This window comes from Shewanella subflava (assembly GCF_025971955.1).
In the GTDB taxonomy this organism is placed as follows: domain Bacteria; phylum Pseudomonadota; class Gammaproteobacteria; order Enterobacterales; family Shewanellaceae; genus Shewanella; species Shewanella subflava.
In genome coordinates this window covers 1-17,781 of record NZ_JAPDMX010000020.1, presented here as the reverse complement: position 1 = coordinate 17,781, position 17,781 = coordinate 1, and the positions used below count along the sequence as shown (strand labels likewise).

At 42.3% G+C, this 17,781-nt stretch carries 11 protein-coding genes; 5 read left to right on the top strand and 6 right to left on the bottom strand.

The window, feature by feature from the left end; all coding sequences use genetic code 11:
• Positions 1-142: 142 nt before the first annotated feature.
• Positions 143-622 carry a TetR/AcrR family transcriptional regulator gene (locus OHT75_RS08230; protein ID WP_264726009.1) on the top strand — a complete coding sequence of 160 codons (480 nt, stop codon included), beginning with the start codon at positions 143-145 and terminating at the stop codon, positions 620-622.
• 560 nt (positions 623-1,182) lie between these two features.
• Here OHT75_RS08230 and OHT75_RS08225 read toward each other — a convergent pair.
• Positions 1,183-1,884, bottom strand: coding sequence for a DUF3581 domain-containing protein (locus OHT75_RS08225; RefSeq protein WP_264726008.1), 702 nt, complete (start codon positions 1,882-1,884; stop codon positions 1,183-1,185).
• Between the two features lie 306 nt (positions 1,885-2,190).
• On the opposite strand from OHT75_RS08225, the gene OHT75_RS08220 reads away from it, so the two are divergent.
• The gene (locus OHT75_RS08220) at positions 2,191-4,392 is read left to right on the top strand and encodes a TonB-dependent receptor family protein (RefSeq protein ID WP_264726007.1); all 2,202 of its coding nucleotides are present in this window, start codon (positions 2,191-2,193) and stop codon (positions 4,390-4,392) included.
• A gap of 369 nt (positions 4,393-4,761) precedes the next feature.
• On the opposite strand, the gene OHT75_RS08215 is transcribed toward OHT75_RS08220, so the two are convergent.
• The 4 genes from OHT75_RS08215 to OHT75_RS08200 form a co-directional block, all read right to left on the bottom strand.
• Positions 4,762-6,015 (bottom strand): alpha/beta hydrolase, encoded by a 1,254-nt coding sequence (locus OHT75_RS08215; RefSeq protein WP_264726006.1) that lies wholly within the window; start codon positions 6,013-6,015, stop codon positions 4,762-4,764.
• A 1-nt stretch (position 6,016) separates the two neighbouring features.
• Positions 6,017-7,057 carry a sensor domain-containing diguanylate cyclase gene (locus tag OHT75_RS08210; protein WP_264726005.1) on the bottom strand — a complete coding sequence of 347 codons (1,041 nt, stop codon included), beginning with the start codon at positions 7,055-7,057 and terminating at the stop codon, positions 6,017-6,019.
• 500 nt (positions 7,058-7,557) lie between these two features.
• On the bottom strand, positions 7,558-9,042 hold the full coding sequence (gene pntB / locus OHT75_RS08205) for a Re/Si-specific NAD(P)(+) transhydrogenase subunit beta (RefSeq protein ID WP_264726004.1): 1,485 nt from the start codon (positions 9,040-9,042) through the stop codon (positions 7,558-7,560).
• An 11-nt stretch (positions 9,043-9,053) separates the two neighbouring features.
• Positions 9,054-10,577 (bottom strand): Re/Si-specific NAD(P)(+) transhydrogenase subunit alpha, encoded by a 1,524-nt coding sequence (locus OHT75_RS08200; RefSeq protein WP_264726003.1) that lies wholly within the window; start codon positions 10,575-10,577, stop codon positions 9,054-9,056.
• 460 nt (positions 10,578-11,037) lie between these two features.
• Between OHT75_RS08200 and OHT75_RS08195 the strand changes: the two genes are divergently transcribed.
• From OHT75_RS08195 to OHT75_RS08185, 3 genes are all read left to right on the top strand, one after another.
• Positions 11,038-12,828, top strand: a complete 1,791-nt coding sequence (locus OHT75_RS08195; RefSeq protein ID WP_264726002.1) for an assimilatory sulfite reductase (NADPH) flavoprotein subunit — start codon at positions 11,038-11,040, stop codon at positions 12,826-12,828.
• A gap of 118 nt (positions 12,829-12,946) precedes the next feature.
• Positions 12,947-14,638 (top strand): assimilatory sulfite reductase (NADPH) hemoprotein subunit, encoded by a 1,692-nt coding sequence (gene cysI, locus OHT75_RS08190; protein ID WP_264726001.1) that lies wholly within the window; start codon positions 12,947-12,949, stop codon positions 14,636-14,638.
• 3 nt (positions 14,639-14,641) lie between these two features.
• Positions 14,642-15,418: a phosphoadenylyl-sulfate reductase gene (locus OHT75_RS08185; protein WP_264726000.1), complete on the top strand. Its 777-nt coding sequence runs from the start codon at positions 14,642-14,644 to the stop codon at positions 15,416-15,418.
• A 750-nt stretch (positions 15,419-16,168) separates the two neighbouring features.
• On the opposite strand, the gene OHT75_RS08180 is transcribed toward OHT75_RS08185, so the two are convergent.
• On the bottom strand, positions 16,169-17,671 hold the full coding sequence (locus OHT75_RS08180; protein WP_264725999.1) for a reverse transcriptase domain-containing protein: 1,503 nt from the start codon (positions 17,669-17,671) through the stop codon (positions 16,169-16,171).
• Positions 17,672-17,781: the final 110 nt, after the last annotated feature.

Sequence of the window (17,781 nt, the reverse complement as noted above, 5' to 3'; positions counted from 1 at the left end):
TCATGTCATTCTTGCATGTGCAATAAACTGTTACATGGGATAATGTACGGTTAAAAATGTTGTTAATTTTGATGTCGAAAGCGGAATTTTAAGGTTTGGTCTGGTAAGATCTCGCTCCAAATTATTAGAGAGATTGAGTACTATGGCCAAGCGTTCACGCGTTGAAACCGAGCAAACAGTAAACCAAATTCTAGACGAAGCGCTTAAACAGATTCTTACGATAGGTTTTGATGCTATGTCATATACAACTTTGTCTAATGCTACGGGGATTAGTCGGACGGGGATCAGTCATCATTTTCCTAAAAAGACTGAATTTTTAGTGCGTCTAGATCATCGCATTGGCCAGCTGTTTGTTGATGCGCTCAATTTTGATTCATTATCTTCATTAGAATCAAGTTGGAAAAATGCATTACAGCTGACAGAGCATAAAGCTGTTTTGAAACTCTTTTTCAGCCTTTGTGGTACCAATAGTGACAACGTGACCTATTTTAAAGCCATAAGTAACGCACAACAATTAGCGTCGCTGCAATTAGGGGAAGCGGGTGAAAAATGCGTGGCGCAACTTATTGGCCACAGTGCAATAGTATTATTAGAAAGCTCTTTTGCATTGCAGGCTGCTTAAATAACCCCAGCTCGGGTTAAATGCACAGGTGTAAGTTAACCGTTATTGCGCCTTTTAAATTACGAAAACATATTCTTGGTGGCCTTTGGTTGCAAACCACCAAGAAAGATTTTGGCATAAATAATGTTCGCGTTGGCTTTAAATACGCAAAGTAAAGAAACCACCTTCTGAAGAAGGTGGCTTAGATATCACGCCCTAAAAGGGCGCTTTCCTACCGTGCGTTACCAGACCCGTAAATATATCCCTATAGGCTCTACTAAATCATCCCTGATTTAGAAGCTTGTATCGCACTATTAGCAAAGCTCACGTATCACTTAAGTTCATCAGCTATTGAACGTATTTCTGGCAGAGCCTAATTGATGATAACCGCCTACTGAAGTAGGTGGTTTCGAGGCTGAAAATGAAAGGGCAATGAGCATCAGTTTTTTCATAATATTTCCTTGTGGCTTCAGCAATAACTCAGCTTGAATGTCACTCAAGATTAACATTATGAAAAATGTAGAGTGAATATCGCATATTCCTGAGGGAATATGCGATATTGCTCAACACAGCGAGGCGGGTTATAAATTGACTTTACGTGACTCGTAAGATTGACACATTTGTTGTGCTTTATCTTCGTCATATTCTCTTAGGCCGCTAAGCACCAGGGTTTTCTTACCCGTACCGACCAACCGCTCATTCTGACGCAGCTCAAACGTTAGCGTGACATCACCACGTTTACCATTAATTAATAATTGTTGGTCAATTAAGTGCAGGCTAATGTCATCAAAGTCAAAATGTTCAAGGTGAAATGACATACTTTCATAGATAACCAATGGTCGATCTGGGTTTATCATCATCTGATGTTGCTTCATCATAGGCACTAAAACATGAATGAAGTTTAAACCAGAGAAAGCCACGTAGCTTTTTATAAATGCAGCTGTTTGCACATCGCATTGGCAAATATCTCCCTGACGGGTTACGTGCATATATTCTTTATTGTTGTCATCGCTAATTGTAAAGTTATTTTCTACTGCATCAGGCAGTTTCAACTCAATTCCATCACCCACCATGCCTGCAAATTTAAAGGTCATGTTTGAGCTCAAGCCATATTCAGTTAGTACCAACGCGAACAATAAGTCCCCTGGCACACAAAAACGTTTAGCTCCAACATCATGGATGGGGTTGAAATCTTCAGCAACCTGTTTGGCAAAGTCACTGGCTTGTTGGGCTGAAATAAAAACGCTTTGATCTTTTTTTGAATAATAGGGCGATAAAAACATGATGGATTGAGTCTTATATAGTAAGGAATAATTTTTAACCGCAGTTTACTGCACATTTCGCAATTAACTCACCCGATGACTAGATTCATTAGTCTTTATTATCAAGCTGAATGTTTTTTATACACAAAAGCAGGTGATCTGTGTCACATAACTCACCGGAATCATAACAATTCCGCCTTGTTTGTAAATATATCGTATCGATTTGTTGATTTTAATGCTCGCTTAAGTAAAAATACGCACAATTATAAACACTAATAAGAATAGTTCTTATTAGTATTAAATAAATGTTGTTTTGGGAGATAAAAGATGAGCCAGTCAAACACCTTACGTTTGAGTGTTTTAGCAAGTGCATTATTGATGTCTATGGGCGCAAATGCTGCAGAAAAAGCCGCTCAAGATGCGCAAGTGGCAACCACTAACATTGAACAAATCACTATTTTTGGTAGCCGTAATCCTGTTAACACAGTACCTGGCAGTGCACACGTTATCTCGGCCGCTGATATTGAGCAGTTTAAATATACCGATATCATGCGCACACTGGCCTCTATTCCTGGCGTGTATATTCAAGAAGAAGATGGTTACGGATTACGTCCAAATTTAGGTATGCGTGGCACAGGTCAAAATCGTTCTGAAAAGATCACCGTAATGGAAGACGGTGTATTGGCGGCACCAGCGCCTTACGCATCTCCTGCAGCTTATTATTTCCCTACATCAGGGCGTATGCAAAGTGTTGAAATTCTTAAGGGTAGCTCAACGGTTAAATATGGTCCTCGTACAACGGGTGGCGTAATTAACATGTTATCTCGCCAAATTCCTGAAACAGAATTGGCAGGTAAAGTCGATGTTGCTGCTGGTCAAGATGGTTTTGGTAAAGTGCACGCTTTTGCTGGCGGTCAAGGTGAACGTATTGGTGCCGTTACTGAAATCTATCGTTATCAAGCTGATGGTTTCCGTGACATTAACGGTGTCGGTGGTGACACTGGTTTTGTGAAAAATGATGCGTTAGCAAAAGTGAGCATCAAAACTGACAAAACAGCTAAATATCAACAAATTGTAGAATTAAAGCTGAAGTATGCTGATGAGGTTTCTAACGAAACTTACATGGGCTTAACTGATGAAGATTATGAAGCAACGCCATTTATGCGTTATTCAGCGTCACAAAAAGATCAAATGACCACTGAGCATAAACAAGTTCAGTTAAACCATGTGATTGAATTTAATGATGATTTGTCATTGAGCACAACAGCTTACTATAACGACTTTCACCGTAACTGGTACAAAGCTGACAAAGTCGACGGTTCAAGTTTAAGCAGTGGTGGTGTACAAAACGCTGCTGATTTTGATAAAGGTTTAGCGACTGCACCGATTGATGTCAGTGTGAAAGCGAATAACCGTAGCTATTTATCTCAAGGCTTACAAACTGAACTAAATTACTACGTGGGTAATCATGAGCTCGCATTCGGCGCACGCTATCATGAAGATGAAATGGACCGTTACCAATGGGCGGACATTTATCAATTAGACACTAACCAAGTAATGAGCCGTACTCAAAGTGGTATTCCAGGTACAGACTCAAACCGTATTGACAGTGCAGACGCTTGGGCGTTGTTTGTACAAGACCGCTTGACTATCGGCGATTTTGCCATTACTGCAGGTCTTCGTTACGAAGATGTCACCACTAATCGTTTAGATTGGGGTAAAGCTAATCCTGGTCGCGATGGCCAACCAAGTAAAGATGTTGATAACAGTTTCAGTGCTGTCATGCCTTCTTTATCGGCAACCTATCAGGTTAATGAGGCGCTTATTCTATTAGCAGGCGTGCAAAAAGGTTTCTCTCCAGCTGCACCGGGTAATGCCGATGGTAAAGAAGAAGAGAGCTGGAACTATGAAGCTGGCTTACGTTATAACCAAGGTGCATTAACTTCTGAAGTGATTGCATTTTATGGTGACTACAGCAATATGCATGGTAACTGCACCGCGGCTCAAGGTTGTGACGATAACAACATTGATAACCAATATAATGCGGGTGAAGTCGATGTTAGTGGTGTTGAGCTAAGCCTAGGATATGAGTTTAATCAAAAAGGCGAATTCACTTTCCCAGTGAAAATGGCTTATACCTATACTAATGCGGAATTCGGCTCAGACTTCTCATCTGATTTTGAAAGCTGGGGCAATGTTAAAAAAGGCGACTCATTAACTTACTTACCAGATAACCAATTGTATGTTTCTGCCGGTATTGCAGCGCAAAGCTGGCAAGTGACACTTGCTGGTCGATACACTGATGATATGCGTACTAAAGCGGGTCAAGGTGATATTCCTGCTGATCAGTTAATTGCCTCTAAAACGGTATTTGATTTATCTGCCCGTTACTTTATTAACGATGTGTCAGAAGTGTACTTAAATGTTGATAACTTATTTGATGAAACTTACGTTACAACCCGTGTACACGGTTCAGTATTTGCTGGGAAGCCACAGTCTGCAACCCTAGGTTATAGCTATAAGTTTTAATCCTTAGTGGGTGATTATTTCGACTTGAGATGATCAACAAACCTGACTAAAAAGGGCTGACCATAATTGATGGTCAGCCCTTTTTGTTGTCAGCCCTAAACCACCTACTTCAGTAGAGGGTTATCATCAATTAGGTTTGCCTGGAGTGTGTCTTAACTCAAATGATAGGTGAGCTTTGCTAATGGAGCGGTACAAGCTTAGAGCCTATAGGGATATATTTACGGCGTCTTGTTAACGCACGGTAGGAAAGCTCCCTTTTAGCAAAGCCACCTTCTTCAGAAGGTGAATCTTTTACTGTCTATGCATATTGATCGATAAGATTGTTATAACTCGAATCACATTCAACCATAAAGATCTGCAGGCTTTAGCTTATGGCTTTAATTCCCAGTATTCCCAACTCGCCAATTGATGTTTTTTAGCCAGATTAAGCGCTTGTTGATGGTGTTCAAGTGCTAATGCGGCATGGCCAAGTAATTGCTGTGACTCACTCACCTGTTGGTGCCAATCAGCACTGTTTACGCCATCTTCTTTGGCTGACATTAATACTTTTAATGCAACCTCAGGTTGTTGTTTTTTAATAAAGCCTTTGGCAAAGCCAATGCACAATTCAGAGTAAGATTCTGGAAAACGTTTGTTGGCCGCGAGTAAGACTTCATCGATTTTGTCGGTTTGTTTCGAAATAAACAGATACTTAATTAAATTGTAAGCCTGCAACCATTCAAATCTAAACCCTGCCCACTGTGATTGTTTAGCTTGAAAATGATCAAATACCTGCTGATATGTACTCATTTCGAGCAATTGATCCAAATCGGTATAGTAATCTGGAGCAAGGTACGCCAGACCTGCCAATATCGACGGCATGGCGGTTGAATAATGGGTCTCATTGGCAAAGCTAGCAAATCCTGCTTGCCAACCGTTAGGTGCATGCTGGTTTATCGTCGCTACTAACTCATTAACCCCCATACCTTGCTCATTTGCTAATGAGATAAATAACGGCGCCACGGTTTTTTTATCTTGCAAATATTCAATAAACTTTTGATTAATGGCGTATTCGTCATACCAAGCGCTAGGGCTAAAAGCCATAAATGCATTAAAAGGCGTTGATTGTTGCATCATAGAATACAAGGTAAACAGCCCACCTAATGAGTATCCACTTAATGCTTTGGCGTCGGTAGTGCGAAATTGCTTATCAATTAAGGGCACTAATTCATGAGTGAGGTAAGCTTGTAATTGAGCGGCGCCGCCAAACTCACTGCCTTCTATTTCTGATGGCCAAGTGGTCGACATCAGGTAATCTTCAGGGCCTTGTATTGCAACACCAACCACTATCATTGGCGGTGTTTTCCCCATGCGAGCTAAATTATTCACCGCAGCTGAAACATGTTGAAATTGAAAATCGCCATCTATGACATACAGCACAGGAAATTGTCTATCGCTGGCAAAGTAACGTTCGGGGAGTGACACCATAAAACGGCGTGGCTGTGCAAATGTGATTGAATCATGCTGATACACATGACCATAGGTCAATGCTTCAGTAGGAGGCAATGGATTGGCATCAATGGGACGGCTAAAAAGCCCCCATAGCAAACTGACAAGGATAAGCTGAAAGCGAAAGTGAGTCATGCTAGGTTTCCAATGAAAGTAGTGATACAAACGCCACATCATGCTTACCCTGCTGTTTAACCTGATACATGGCTTTGTCGGCTTGCTCATAAGCATGAGCAAAGGTTGTCGGAGCAGAAAATGTACACACTCCAATACTCAAACCAATTTGAGCTTTGTGTTGTTCAATGCTGGTGGGCTGATTAAATTGTTGCAATAGGGTTCGAGCAAAGGGGGTTAATATTTCGGCTTGATGAACTGTGGTTAAAATAACAAATTCATCACCGCCAATTCTCGCGATAGCATGCTGGCCCGTGCCCAATAAAGTGTTAGCTGTCTGGCTAATGGTATTGGCGACATGGATTAAGAGTAAATCACCAATGCGATGACCCGCTTTATCATTTATGCCCTTAAAACCATCTAAATCAATGAAAATTAACGCACCTTTTGCTTGCAGATGTTTGAAGTTTTTCTGGTAGTGATTTTTTAGCGCATTACGGTTAAGTAAGTTCGTGAGGGGATCATAATGGGCTAATCGTGCCAATTCCTGCTCGTAGCGTTTTTCTTGTGTGATATCAGTGTGAGTGCCCATAATGCGCTTCGGTTGACCGTTTGGGGTAAACTCAATAATCCGACCGCGATCAGATACCCAGCTGATACTGCCATCTTTATGAAGCATACGATGCACTGCGCGGTACACATTTTCTTTACCTTCCACATGGTCGTAAAAAGCTTTAATGACCCAATCTTTATCTTCTGGATGAAGGTGTGACTTCCAGCTATCGATATGGGCGGGTCGTTCCTCTAAGGTATATCCTAATAGCGCTCCCCATTCTTGGTTATACATGGTCAGAATACCACTGGGGATATCTTGCTCCCACAGGCACAGTCCCGTACCATCTAATGTCGCATGGAGTTTTTCTTCAGTCAGCTTGAGTGTTTGCTGGAGTTGCAGTTTTTCTTTCTGTAGTTCAGATACCTGTAATTGGTAATCTGCTAATTCGCGTTTAAGATTGGCGATTTGGGCTTGCAACTGTTGCAACTCATTTGTTGAGCTATCCATTTATTCTATAGCTTTCCTTATTTCATTGCGGTTTTGAGCTCAGTTATCTTTGCGATTATGCCGCTTATTGTTAGCGCTTAATACATGATTACAGGGTCAATCAGAACAGTACAGGATACATGCCTTACATATATTATCCAGCCTACTTTACGTTAAAAAATAGCCATATTGTCACTTTAACCTAGTGGGACTTCATGAATGTAATACCAGTGTTGAAAACACAGCCAAATGACATCCATTGTGCATCCTAGCTTGATTAAATATTTGATAACGGCGTTAGATTTCTCGATTGTAGAATAATAAGTTATCGTAAAAATCTGCTTTGTTATCAAGCCTTTCTTACGCTATTTTTGATCGCTGATTTACTGTGATTGTTATAACAGGTTAAATGGGAACCCTAGATTCATTTTTAAGATAACATTTTCATCAATTTATAACACCGAAAGGCCAAAAAAAATACCAGCCGTTTTGACTGGTATTTTTGATTTTACAAAACCTAATTACAGTGCTTTTAGAATCGCTTCTACGCTATCTTTGGCATCACCAAATAGCATTTGGGTGTTGTCTTTAAAGAATAGCGGGTTTTGAACACCGGCATAGCCTGTGTTCATTGAACGCTTAAAGCCAATCACGTTTTGTGCTTTCCACACTTCAAGTACAGGCATGCCAGCAATAGGGCTATTTGGATCTTCCATCGCTGCAGGGTTAACTGTGTCATTGGCGCCAATAACCAGCACAGTATCAGTGTCGGAGAAATCTTCGTTGATTTCATCCATTTCTAATACGATGTCATATGGTACCTTTGCTTCCGCTAACAGTACGTTCATGTGCCCCGGTAAACGGCCAGCCACAGGGTGAATACCAAAGCGCACTTTTACCCCTAAATCACGTAATTTACGGGTGATTTCTGCCACAGGGTACTGAGCTTGCGCAACGGCCATGCCATAGCCTGGGGTGATAACCACTGAGTCTGAGTTTTTGAGCATTTCAGCCACATCTTCAGCGGTGGTTTCACGGTATTCACCTTGCTCTTCATCGCCCGTTGCCGCAACGCCGTCAGTGCCAAAGCCGCCCGCGATGACCGAAATAAATGAACGGTTCATTGCTTTACACATGATGTAAGAAAGGATCGCGCCAGACGAGCCCACTAATGCGCCCACAACGATTAACAAATCGTTTGATAACATAAAACCTGCCGCTGCGGCTGCCCAGCCTGAATAGGAGTTCAGCATAGACACGACCACTGGCATATCCGCGCCGCCAATCGATGCCACTAAGTGCCAACCGAAAGCGAATGCAATTAAGGTCATAATGAGCATTGGCGTCATGGTGCCGCCAGATTGCACAAATACCACCATTAATATTAATGAAACGATCACCGCCACTAGGTTTAACTTGTGGCGATGTGGCAGCATTAAGGCTTTTGATGACACAAGCCCACGAAGCTTAGCAAATGCCACAACAGACCCCGTAAAGGTCACTGCACCAATAAACACCCCTAAGAATACTTCAACAAGGTGAATATTTAGCATGGCGCCAGTTAAGTGCTCGGCGTGTTGTGTTTGATTTGCTTCAATAAAGGCCGCTTCAGCGGTTGCTAGGGTGCTATTGAGATCGCTACCAATGGCGACAACGATTTCGTTGACCGCTTGTGGGTGCAAATCAATAAAGCTGTTGTAGCCGACTAATACCGCCGCCATACCCACAAAGCTGTGTAGTATAGCCACTAGTTCAGGCATTTCGGTCATTTCAACTTTCAGTGCTAAACGTATGCCTATCGCACCGCCAATCACCATAGCTAAAATTATCCACACTACGCCAGTAGTGCTTGGGTTTAAAATGGTTGCGCCAAGCGCAATGGTCATCCCTATGATGCCAAATAAATTGCCGTTTTTAGCTGTTTCTTGCTTCGACAACCCGGCTAGGCTGAGAATAAAAAACACTGCAGCGACAATATACGATGCTGTTACCAATCCTTCAGACACGATATTACCCCTTAATCTTTACGGAACATCTTCAGCATACGCTGAGTGACGGTAAAGCCGCCAAAGATGTTAATACTTGCAATGAGCACAGCAACAAAGGCTAATGCGGTGACCAAAGCGGATCCTTGACCAATTTGTAACAAGGCACCGACAACGATGATCCCTGAAATCGCATTGGTTACAGACATCAATGGGGTATGCAGTGAATGAGAAACGTTCCATACCACGTAGTAACCCACCACACAGGACAGTACAAATACCGTAAAGTGCGATAAGAACTCGGCAGGTGCAACTGAAGCAATCATACCAAAAGCGGCAATACCGGCTGCGCCTAAAATGTATTTCAGTTTCGATGGGGCTTTTTCTTCCACTTGAACCGGTGCTGGTGCCGCGGGTTTAGCTGGTGCTGCAGATACCGAAATCGGTGGTGGTGGGAAGGTGATCTCGCCATTATGGGTGACGGTCATATTACGCATCACAACATCATCAAGATTTAGCACGGCATTGCCGTCTTTTTCTTTGCACATTAGCTTCATTAAGTTAACTAAGTTTGTGCCGTAAAGCTGTGATGACTGTGCAGGTAAGCGCCCCGGCAAGTCGGTATAACCTAAAATCTTAACGCCATTGTCGGTAATGAGCTTCTCACCGCTGACGGTATATTCACAGTTACCTCCAGTGGCTGCGGCTAAATCGACAATCACTGAACCAGGTTTCATGCTATCAACCATGTCTTTGGTGATAAGCTTAGGTGCAGGGCGGCCTGGGATAAGCGCGGTGGTGATAATAATATCCACTTCTTTTGCCTGCTCGGCAAAGAGTGCCATTTCAGCAGCAATAAACTCGTCAGACATCACTTTAGCGTAACCGTCAGATGAGCCACCTTCGGTGTTTTCAAACTCGAGTTTTAAAAACTCGCCTCCCATAGATTCGATTTGCTCGGCTACTTCAAGGCGAGTATCAAATGCGCGTACTATCGCGCCTAAAGAACCCGCGGCACCAATTGCAGCAAGTCCTGCGACACCTGCGCCAATGACTAACACTTTGGCTGGTGGCACTTTACCAGCAGCGGTAATTTGGCCAGTAAAAAAGCGTCCAAATTCATGGGCGGCTTCAACAACTGCACGATAACCACCAATATTGGCCATAGATGATAGGGCATCTAATGACTGGGCACGTGAAATACGTGGCACCATGTCCATTGCCATTACGGTGATTTTTTTCTGAGCTAACTTTTCAACCAATTCAGGATTTTGAGCAGGCCAAATAAAGCTGACAATCGTGGTGCCCGGCTTCATTTTCTCAATTTCATCATTTGTAGGTGCGTTAACTTTAAAAATAAAGTCAGCTTGAAACGCATCTTCTACAATTTCGGCCCCAGCGTGTTCAAATGCGGCATTATCAAAACTTGATAATTTACCCACATCCGCCTCTATGGCCACACTAAAGCCGAGTTTTTTTAGTTGTACCACGGTTGCTGGCGTCGCTGCTGCGCGCGTTTCACCTGCGATACTTTCTCTCGGTATTCCAATCTGCATGACTGATCCCTGATGGTTAATGATTAAAATGCAATAAAGCTCCCCAGCTAATATTGCATGATAGGTTTACATGATGATGTGTTAACGGTCGTAATCAACAAATCATCGAATTTGGCTGGCATTGATGTGGCTTGATGAACATCAATGCGTCTCTGTTAACGATTCCTTCTGGGAATGGTTTTTATTGTCTTTTTCAGAGAACAATTAACCTGATAGATAATCAATAGTTAATCCAACTGTCTAGCTTGCTGCAGTCACTGCAATCACACAAGTGCTACAAGGTTAATAAACGCTGTTTTAATTAAGGGAAATTAAAAAGTTTTAACTAACCCACACTTTTGTAGCTTAAAAAAACACCTTTGCATATTCCTAAATGGAATAAAAAATTATCTTTTATTCTTTTTTGCTTTTAGTTGACAGGAGTAAGCTTGACCACATTACACTGTTATAAGGCCGTCTTATGTTGTTAAAAGAACTCTCTGCATTAGCTTCACCATTGTCACAAGGGCAAGTTGATAAGCTAAAACAACTCACCTCAGAGTTATCCGCTGTGCAACTTGCTTGGGTGAGCGGTTACTTAGCCGCAAGCGCTAACCAAGGTCAGGTAGTTACATCTGACGGCGCGGCGCAAACTAGCGCAAGCCAAACAATCACCATTCTTTATGGCAGCCAAACCGGTAACGGGCGTGGAGTGGCAACAGAATTAGCCGCTAAAGCACAGGCACAAGGTTACACGGTCAACCTAGCATCAATGAGCGATTACAATGTGCGCCAGTTGAAACAAGAAACCTTATTATTGGCAGTGGTGAGCACCCATGGTGAAGGTGAAGCACCTGATGACGCGATGGAACTGCATAAGTTTTTAGCATCAAAGCGCGCACCCAAATTAGATAATTTGCATTATTCGGTATTGGCATTGGGCGATTCCAGTTATGAGTTTTATTGCCAAACCGGTAAAGACTTTGATGCGCGTTTTGCTGCATTAGGGGCCAAACAATTATTACCGTTAGCTGAATGTGATGTCGATTACGAGCAAACCGCTGCCGATTGGCAAGACAGTGTGGTTGAAGCCGTTAAACCGCATATTCAAACTGCGGGGGCAAGTGTGGTGTCTTTCGCGCCAGCACAAGCTTCAAGTAGCGAATTTACTAAGCAAAACCCGTATACCGCTGAAGTCTTAGTGAGTCAAAAACTCACCGGTCGTGATTCAGACCGTGATGTTCGCCACGTTGAAATTGATTTAGGCGAATCAGGGATAACTTATCAAGTCGGCGATGCATTAGGTATTTGGTTTAGTAACAACCAAAATTTAGTGAATGAAATTATTTCAGGTTTAGGGTTAAATCCTGCCACTGAAGTGACCGTTGGCAAAGAAGCGTTAAGTCTGCAAGCGGCATTAACTGACAAGAAAGAGTTAACGCAATTATATCCAGGTCTTGTTAAAGCTTGGGCAGAATTTAGCGCCAATGCGGATTTACTGGCATTAAGTGAAGATAAAGAGCAAACGCGTCAGTTTATTCTTAAGCATCAACTGGCTGATTTAGTCAAAATCTATCCCGCTAACGTGACAGCAGAGCAATTAATTGAGGTGTTACGTCCATTAACGCCACGTTTATACTCCATTGCTTCTAGTCAGGCTGAAGTCGAAACTGAAGTACATTTAACGGTGGCCTTGGTTGAAGATGAGCGTCAAGGACAGGCACGATTTGGCGGTGCATCACATTTCTTAGCCTCAGCAGAAGAAGGCCAAGCCGTGAAGGTGTATGTTGAGCCAAATAACCATTTCCGTTTACCAGAAAACCCACAAACACCTGTGATTATGGTTGGTCCTGGTACGGGTGTGGCACCTTTTCGCGCCTTTATGCAGCAACGCGTTGCTGATGGGGTAGAGGGCAATAGCTGGTTATTCTTCGGTAATCCTCACTTTGAACAGGACTTCTTGTATCAAGTTGAGTGGCAGCAGTATTTGAAAAATGGCGATTTAAGCCGTTTAGATGTGGCGTTTTCTCGCGATCAAGCCGACAAAATCTATGTGCAACATCGTATTACTGAGCAAGCCAAACAAGTGTGGCAGTGGTTACAAGATGGTGCTCACGTTTATATTTGTGGTGACGCCGAGCGTATGGCAAAAGATGTTCACCAAGCATTGTTGAATGTAGCCGTTACCGAGGGTGGATTAACACCAGAAGCCGCTGAAACTTATTTTGAAGAGTTACGCAGCAGCAAGCGTTATCAGAAAGACGTGTATTAATCGTCAAGGTTAATTCAAACAACGTATTAGGCTTAGCTGCCGAGTGAAAATTGCGACTTGATGAGTCATAACACAGCAATATTGCAGCTAAGTGATTATCGAATAAGAGGCGGTCACCATGAGTGAGCAAAAGTTAGCAGTAAACGAATATTTAAAAATCGACAGTGATTATCTGCGCGGTACCATCAAAGAAGGCTTAGATACCCAAGTGACGGGATCGTTTAGCGATGGCGATCAGCAGTTAATTAAATTCCACGGTTTTTACCAACAAGATGACCGTGATTTACGCAATGAACGTAAAGAACAAAAATTAGAGCCTTTATATAGCTTTATGCTACGTGCCCGTGTGCCAGGGGGGATTTGTTCGCCTGCACAGTGGTTAGATGTGGATAAAATTTCATCCACCTTAACCACCTCAAACAGTATTCGTTTAACTACGCGTCAAACGTTTCAGTACCACGGCATTCCAAAGCGTAATCTAAAGACCTTGATCCAAGGGTTAGACAGAGCCGCACTGGATTCGATTGCCGCCTGTGGCGACGTTAACCGTAACGTGATGTGTAACCCAAACCCGGTAGAGTCTAAGTTACATCAACAAGCTTACGCAGTGGCGAAAGAGCTATCTGATCATTTACTGCCGCATACTCGCGCTTATGCCGAGATTTGGTTAGATGAAGAAAAGCTATTAGACACCGAAACCAATGAACCGGTTTATGGCAAAACGTATTTACCGCGTAAATTTAAAATGGCTGTGTCAGTGCCGCCAGATAATGACGTTGATGTTTACACCAATGATCTGGGCTTTATTGCCATTGAAGAAAATGGTGAGCTAATCGGCTTTAACTTAGTTGCTGGTGGCGGTATGGGGTCAACTCACGGTGAAGTAGAAACCTTCCCGCGTTTAGCCGATGACTTTGGTTATATTAAAACTGCTGATGTGATCAAATTTGCCGAAGCCGTGATGACAGTACAACGTGACTGGGGTAACCGAGTAAACCGTAAACGTTCACGTCTTAAATACACCATAGTTGATCATGGCTACGATGCCTTTAAAGCGGAAGTTGAAAAGCGTACAGGTATTAAGTTCGAACCTAAGCGCGACGTAGTGATCGGCGATCGCGGCGATCGTTACGGCTGGGTTGAAGGTATCGACAACAAGTGGCACTTAACGTTATTCATTGAAAGCGGCCGTATTAAAGATACACCGGGTAAAACCTTACAAACCGGTTTACGTGAAATTGCCAAGATCCACAAAGGTGATTTCCGCATGACCTCTAATCAAAATATGATTATTGCCAGCGTTGCGGCTGAAGACAAAGCTGAAATAGAAGGCTTAGCCCGTAAGCATGGCTTACTTGGTGAAGTGTTATCGGCCACTCGCGGTCACTCTATTGCCTGTGTGGCATTGCCAACCTGCGCCCTCGCGATGGCAGAAGCCGAGCGCTATTTCCCCGCATTTATTGATCATATTGATGCATTACAACAAAAGCACGGTATCGCAGACCAAGCCATTGTAGTGCGTATGACGGGGTGTCCAAACGGTTGTGCGCGTCCATTTGCCGCAGAGATCGGTTTAGTGGGTAAAGCACCTGGTCGCTATAACTTGTATTTAGGCGCGAGCTTTGAAGGCACGCGTTTAAACAAAATGCACAAAGAAAACATCCAAGAAGCGGAAATTTTAGCTGAGTTGGATGGTTTGTTTGGCCGTTATGCCGCAGAGCGCGACGCCGGCGAGACCTTTGGTAACTTTACGGTCCGTATTGGTGTTGTAAAGGCGGTTGTTGATGCCGCTAAAGACTTTCATGGGTGATTTATGATGAATACTGTAGCCAATGCTACAGCCCAAACCTTTATTAGCCCTGAGCAATTAGTACAATTGCTCAGTCAGCCAAAAGAGGTACAAAAGGCAGAACTGGATAACATAAACCAGTTTTTGTCAGGGCTGACAGCGCAACAACGTGTGGCATGGGGGCTGGCATTTTTGCCTGGTGAGCATGCTTTATCGTCTAGCTTTGGTATTCAAGCCGCGGTGATGCTGCATATGGTCAGCCAAGTGCAAGCCGATATCCCAGTTATATTAACGGACACAGGTTACTTGTTTGCTGAAACCTATCAATTTATCGATGAGTTAACCGAGCGGTTAAAACTGAATTTACAGGTTTATCGAGCCGCACAAACCCCAGCATGGCAAGAAGCACGCTATGGTAAGTTGTGGGAAAAAGGCCTCGAAGGGCTTGAGCAATATAACCGTTTAAATAAAGTTGAGCCTATGCAGCGGGCATTAGCTGAATTGAATGTCGGCACCTGGTTTGCAGGTTTACGTCGCACACAAGCCAGCACCCGTGAAGCTTTGCCGATACTGGCAATCCACGGTAACCGTTTTAAGCTGTTACCAATAATTGAGTGGAGCAACAAAGATGTGCATGAGTATTTAACTGAGCACAATTTGCCATATCATCCATTGTGGGAACAAGGCTATGTGTCGGTGGGGGATACTCATTCAACTAAGCCTTTAGAATTAGGTATGAGTGAAGAAGACACTCGTTTTAACGGCATGAAACGAGAATGTGGTCTGCATTACGAAATTTAATCGCCACGTTGTAAAAAATAATTTGTTGGTAACCATCTGATATTTCAATAACTACCAAAAAATGGTTAATTATTGTTTAAAAAAACAGGCAAAGCTTAGCTGAGTCGACTACATTTATTCACTTCCGTAGACGGTTTTTGTTGACACTTTTTAGGATTGTTTTTGCAGTCCAAGTACCTCCAAAAGCTTCGCTCGCCTCCTCGAGCACATTGATTGACTTGTTAGCGTATAAGCAATCAAATTTAAGCCCCAACAAGCAATGCTTGTTGGGGCTTTATATTATCGCCTATCTGTTTTTGAGCATAAATCGCTTATGGTTTACCTTTACAATATTTGGTTACCAGCAGGCATGACAAATCAAACCAATATTTAGCATCCTAGCCCTAATTGACACACCGAATATCAAATTTTAATAAAAGCGGGCTGGAAGGTTTCATTTTATTAGAGTATAACCAGATACAATTAAATTCTTAGGTGTCAGATTGGCTTCAAGTGCAAATGATCCAGCGAGACGCCGCAAGCACGTCCGTGTGGGCTTAACCAAAACATCCTTGTTTTGGATACTCGCAGGCTCATCAGCACCTGATTTTTTGTTTCTTCGATTAAGCTTCATTGATGACTGTAGCAAAAGCTAAATCGGAAAAGTTAACTCACTTTTGGGCAGAAATGGGTTAGATCTCTGACTCTAACTTGGAACGTTCACCTTAGAAAAAGTATATTAAAACCTTAAACACTTTTTAAGTATCTTTACTACATGTAGTTATAAGTATTGGCTTTGGAATCAGTTACACCCGCAATACCAACTTCTACCAGGCCTTTCTGCATCGCTTTATATATAGTTAAAAAGCTTGGGTATTTAAGAAGCCTCATTTCTTTGATGCGAGTTCGATTACAACCTTTCAAGAGTTCTCTTCTTGATACGTTAAATGGGAAAATATGATTTCGGGGTTGACGATGAAATGCAAGAAGAACCGCACGCTGTCGTACAGCTTTAAAAATTGCATTAACCAACCAGCCATCCAAAGACTTCATTTGAGCTTCATCGTTAATCAAAGGATAAAAACTCATTATCCCTTTAAAAAAGATCCGATTACTGCGACCGCTAAGATATGCTGACAGCATATCTTCAGATAGGTTACCGTACATATATCGGCGTATTTCACAAATGGCACTCAATAGAGCCTCATCCTGATTGTTAGCTGGTATTTTTAGGGCTTTTAGTGGTGAAGACTTTAGAGGTTGAATCAGGTGCTTATACAAAATGTATGAGATTTCTCGTTTTATTTTTTCAACTGACGAGTCTTTGATTGAAACTTTATCAATAGATATCGAGTAACCTAAGAACTCAACTTTATCTTTGCTTTTATGAAACTCTGACTTCATTCCGTTAGGGCAAAGAATACTGATCCCTTCAGACTTTTCAGCGTTTAACGCAACGCCAACGTCTTTAGAGAAATTACTCATAATATCTAATGCTTTAGTGATTTTTGTATAGTCCTGTGACCATACAATAGTATCGTCGGCATATCTAGCGAACTGTAATCCCTCTTTTTCTAGTTGTTTATCAAGCTGCCAGCAAGCAAGGTTTGCTAAGAAAAGTGAAATAGATGTACCTTGAGGAATGCCTCTTTCACGTCCTTTTAAGAACGCTTTAATTACAACTCTTTCTTCTTGGCTAATGAAGAAACCGTTTTTGTCGAATTGTTCGAACAAAAATTCATGTGAAATTGCATCAAAAAATTTTGAAAAGTCGAATTCCGCAACAAACAACCTTGAGTTTTGAGATAACTCTACTGCAATATCTTGAATTGCAAAGTGCACATTTCGATCATCACGATAAGCATATGAAAATGAGCTAAAGCGGTGCTTATTCTTAGACAGTAACCGGTGATAAAAAAAGGTTGATATGGCTGCATCTGGAATCTGATACATTGCTACTTCCCTATAACCTCCTGACGACTTTGCCACCTTGTTTTTCGCTGGTTTAAATGGCTCATAGGTTTGAGACTCAATTTTCTTAGCAATTGAATATGCTATTGTCTTAGCGTGTTTTTTTACATAAAAAGGATCGAACTTTTTATCTTGTGACCAGTGCGGTGGTTTCGCGACAACTTTCAAGTTTGTAGGTGATGAAGATCGTTGATGCTTTCTCTTATTCTCAACATGTAAAGCGTTGTGATATGCGTGATGGCGAAGAGCTAATTTCTCCGCCTCTTTCTCAATGTACCACGTAATTTTTTCATGCAATTCCACAAAATCCTCCTAAAAAAAACCCAGCTTTCGCTGTAATGCCAGTCAGATAAGCTGACTGGCGTTATTTTTTGTGTGGATATTTACTGATTTTTCGTTTCACTTGCCTTGGA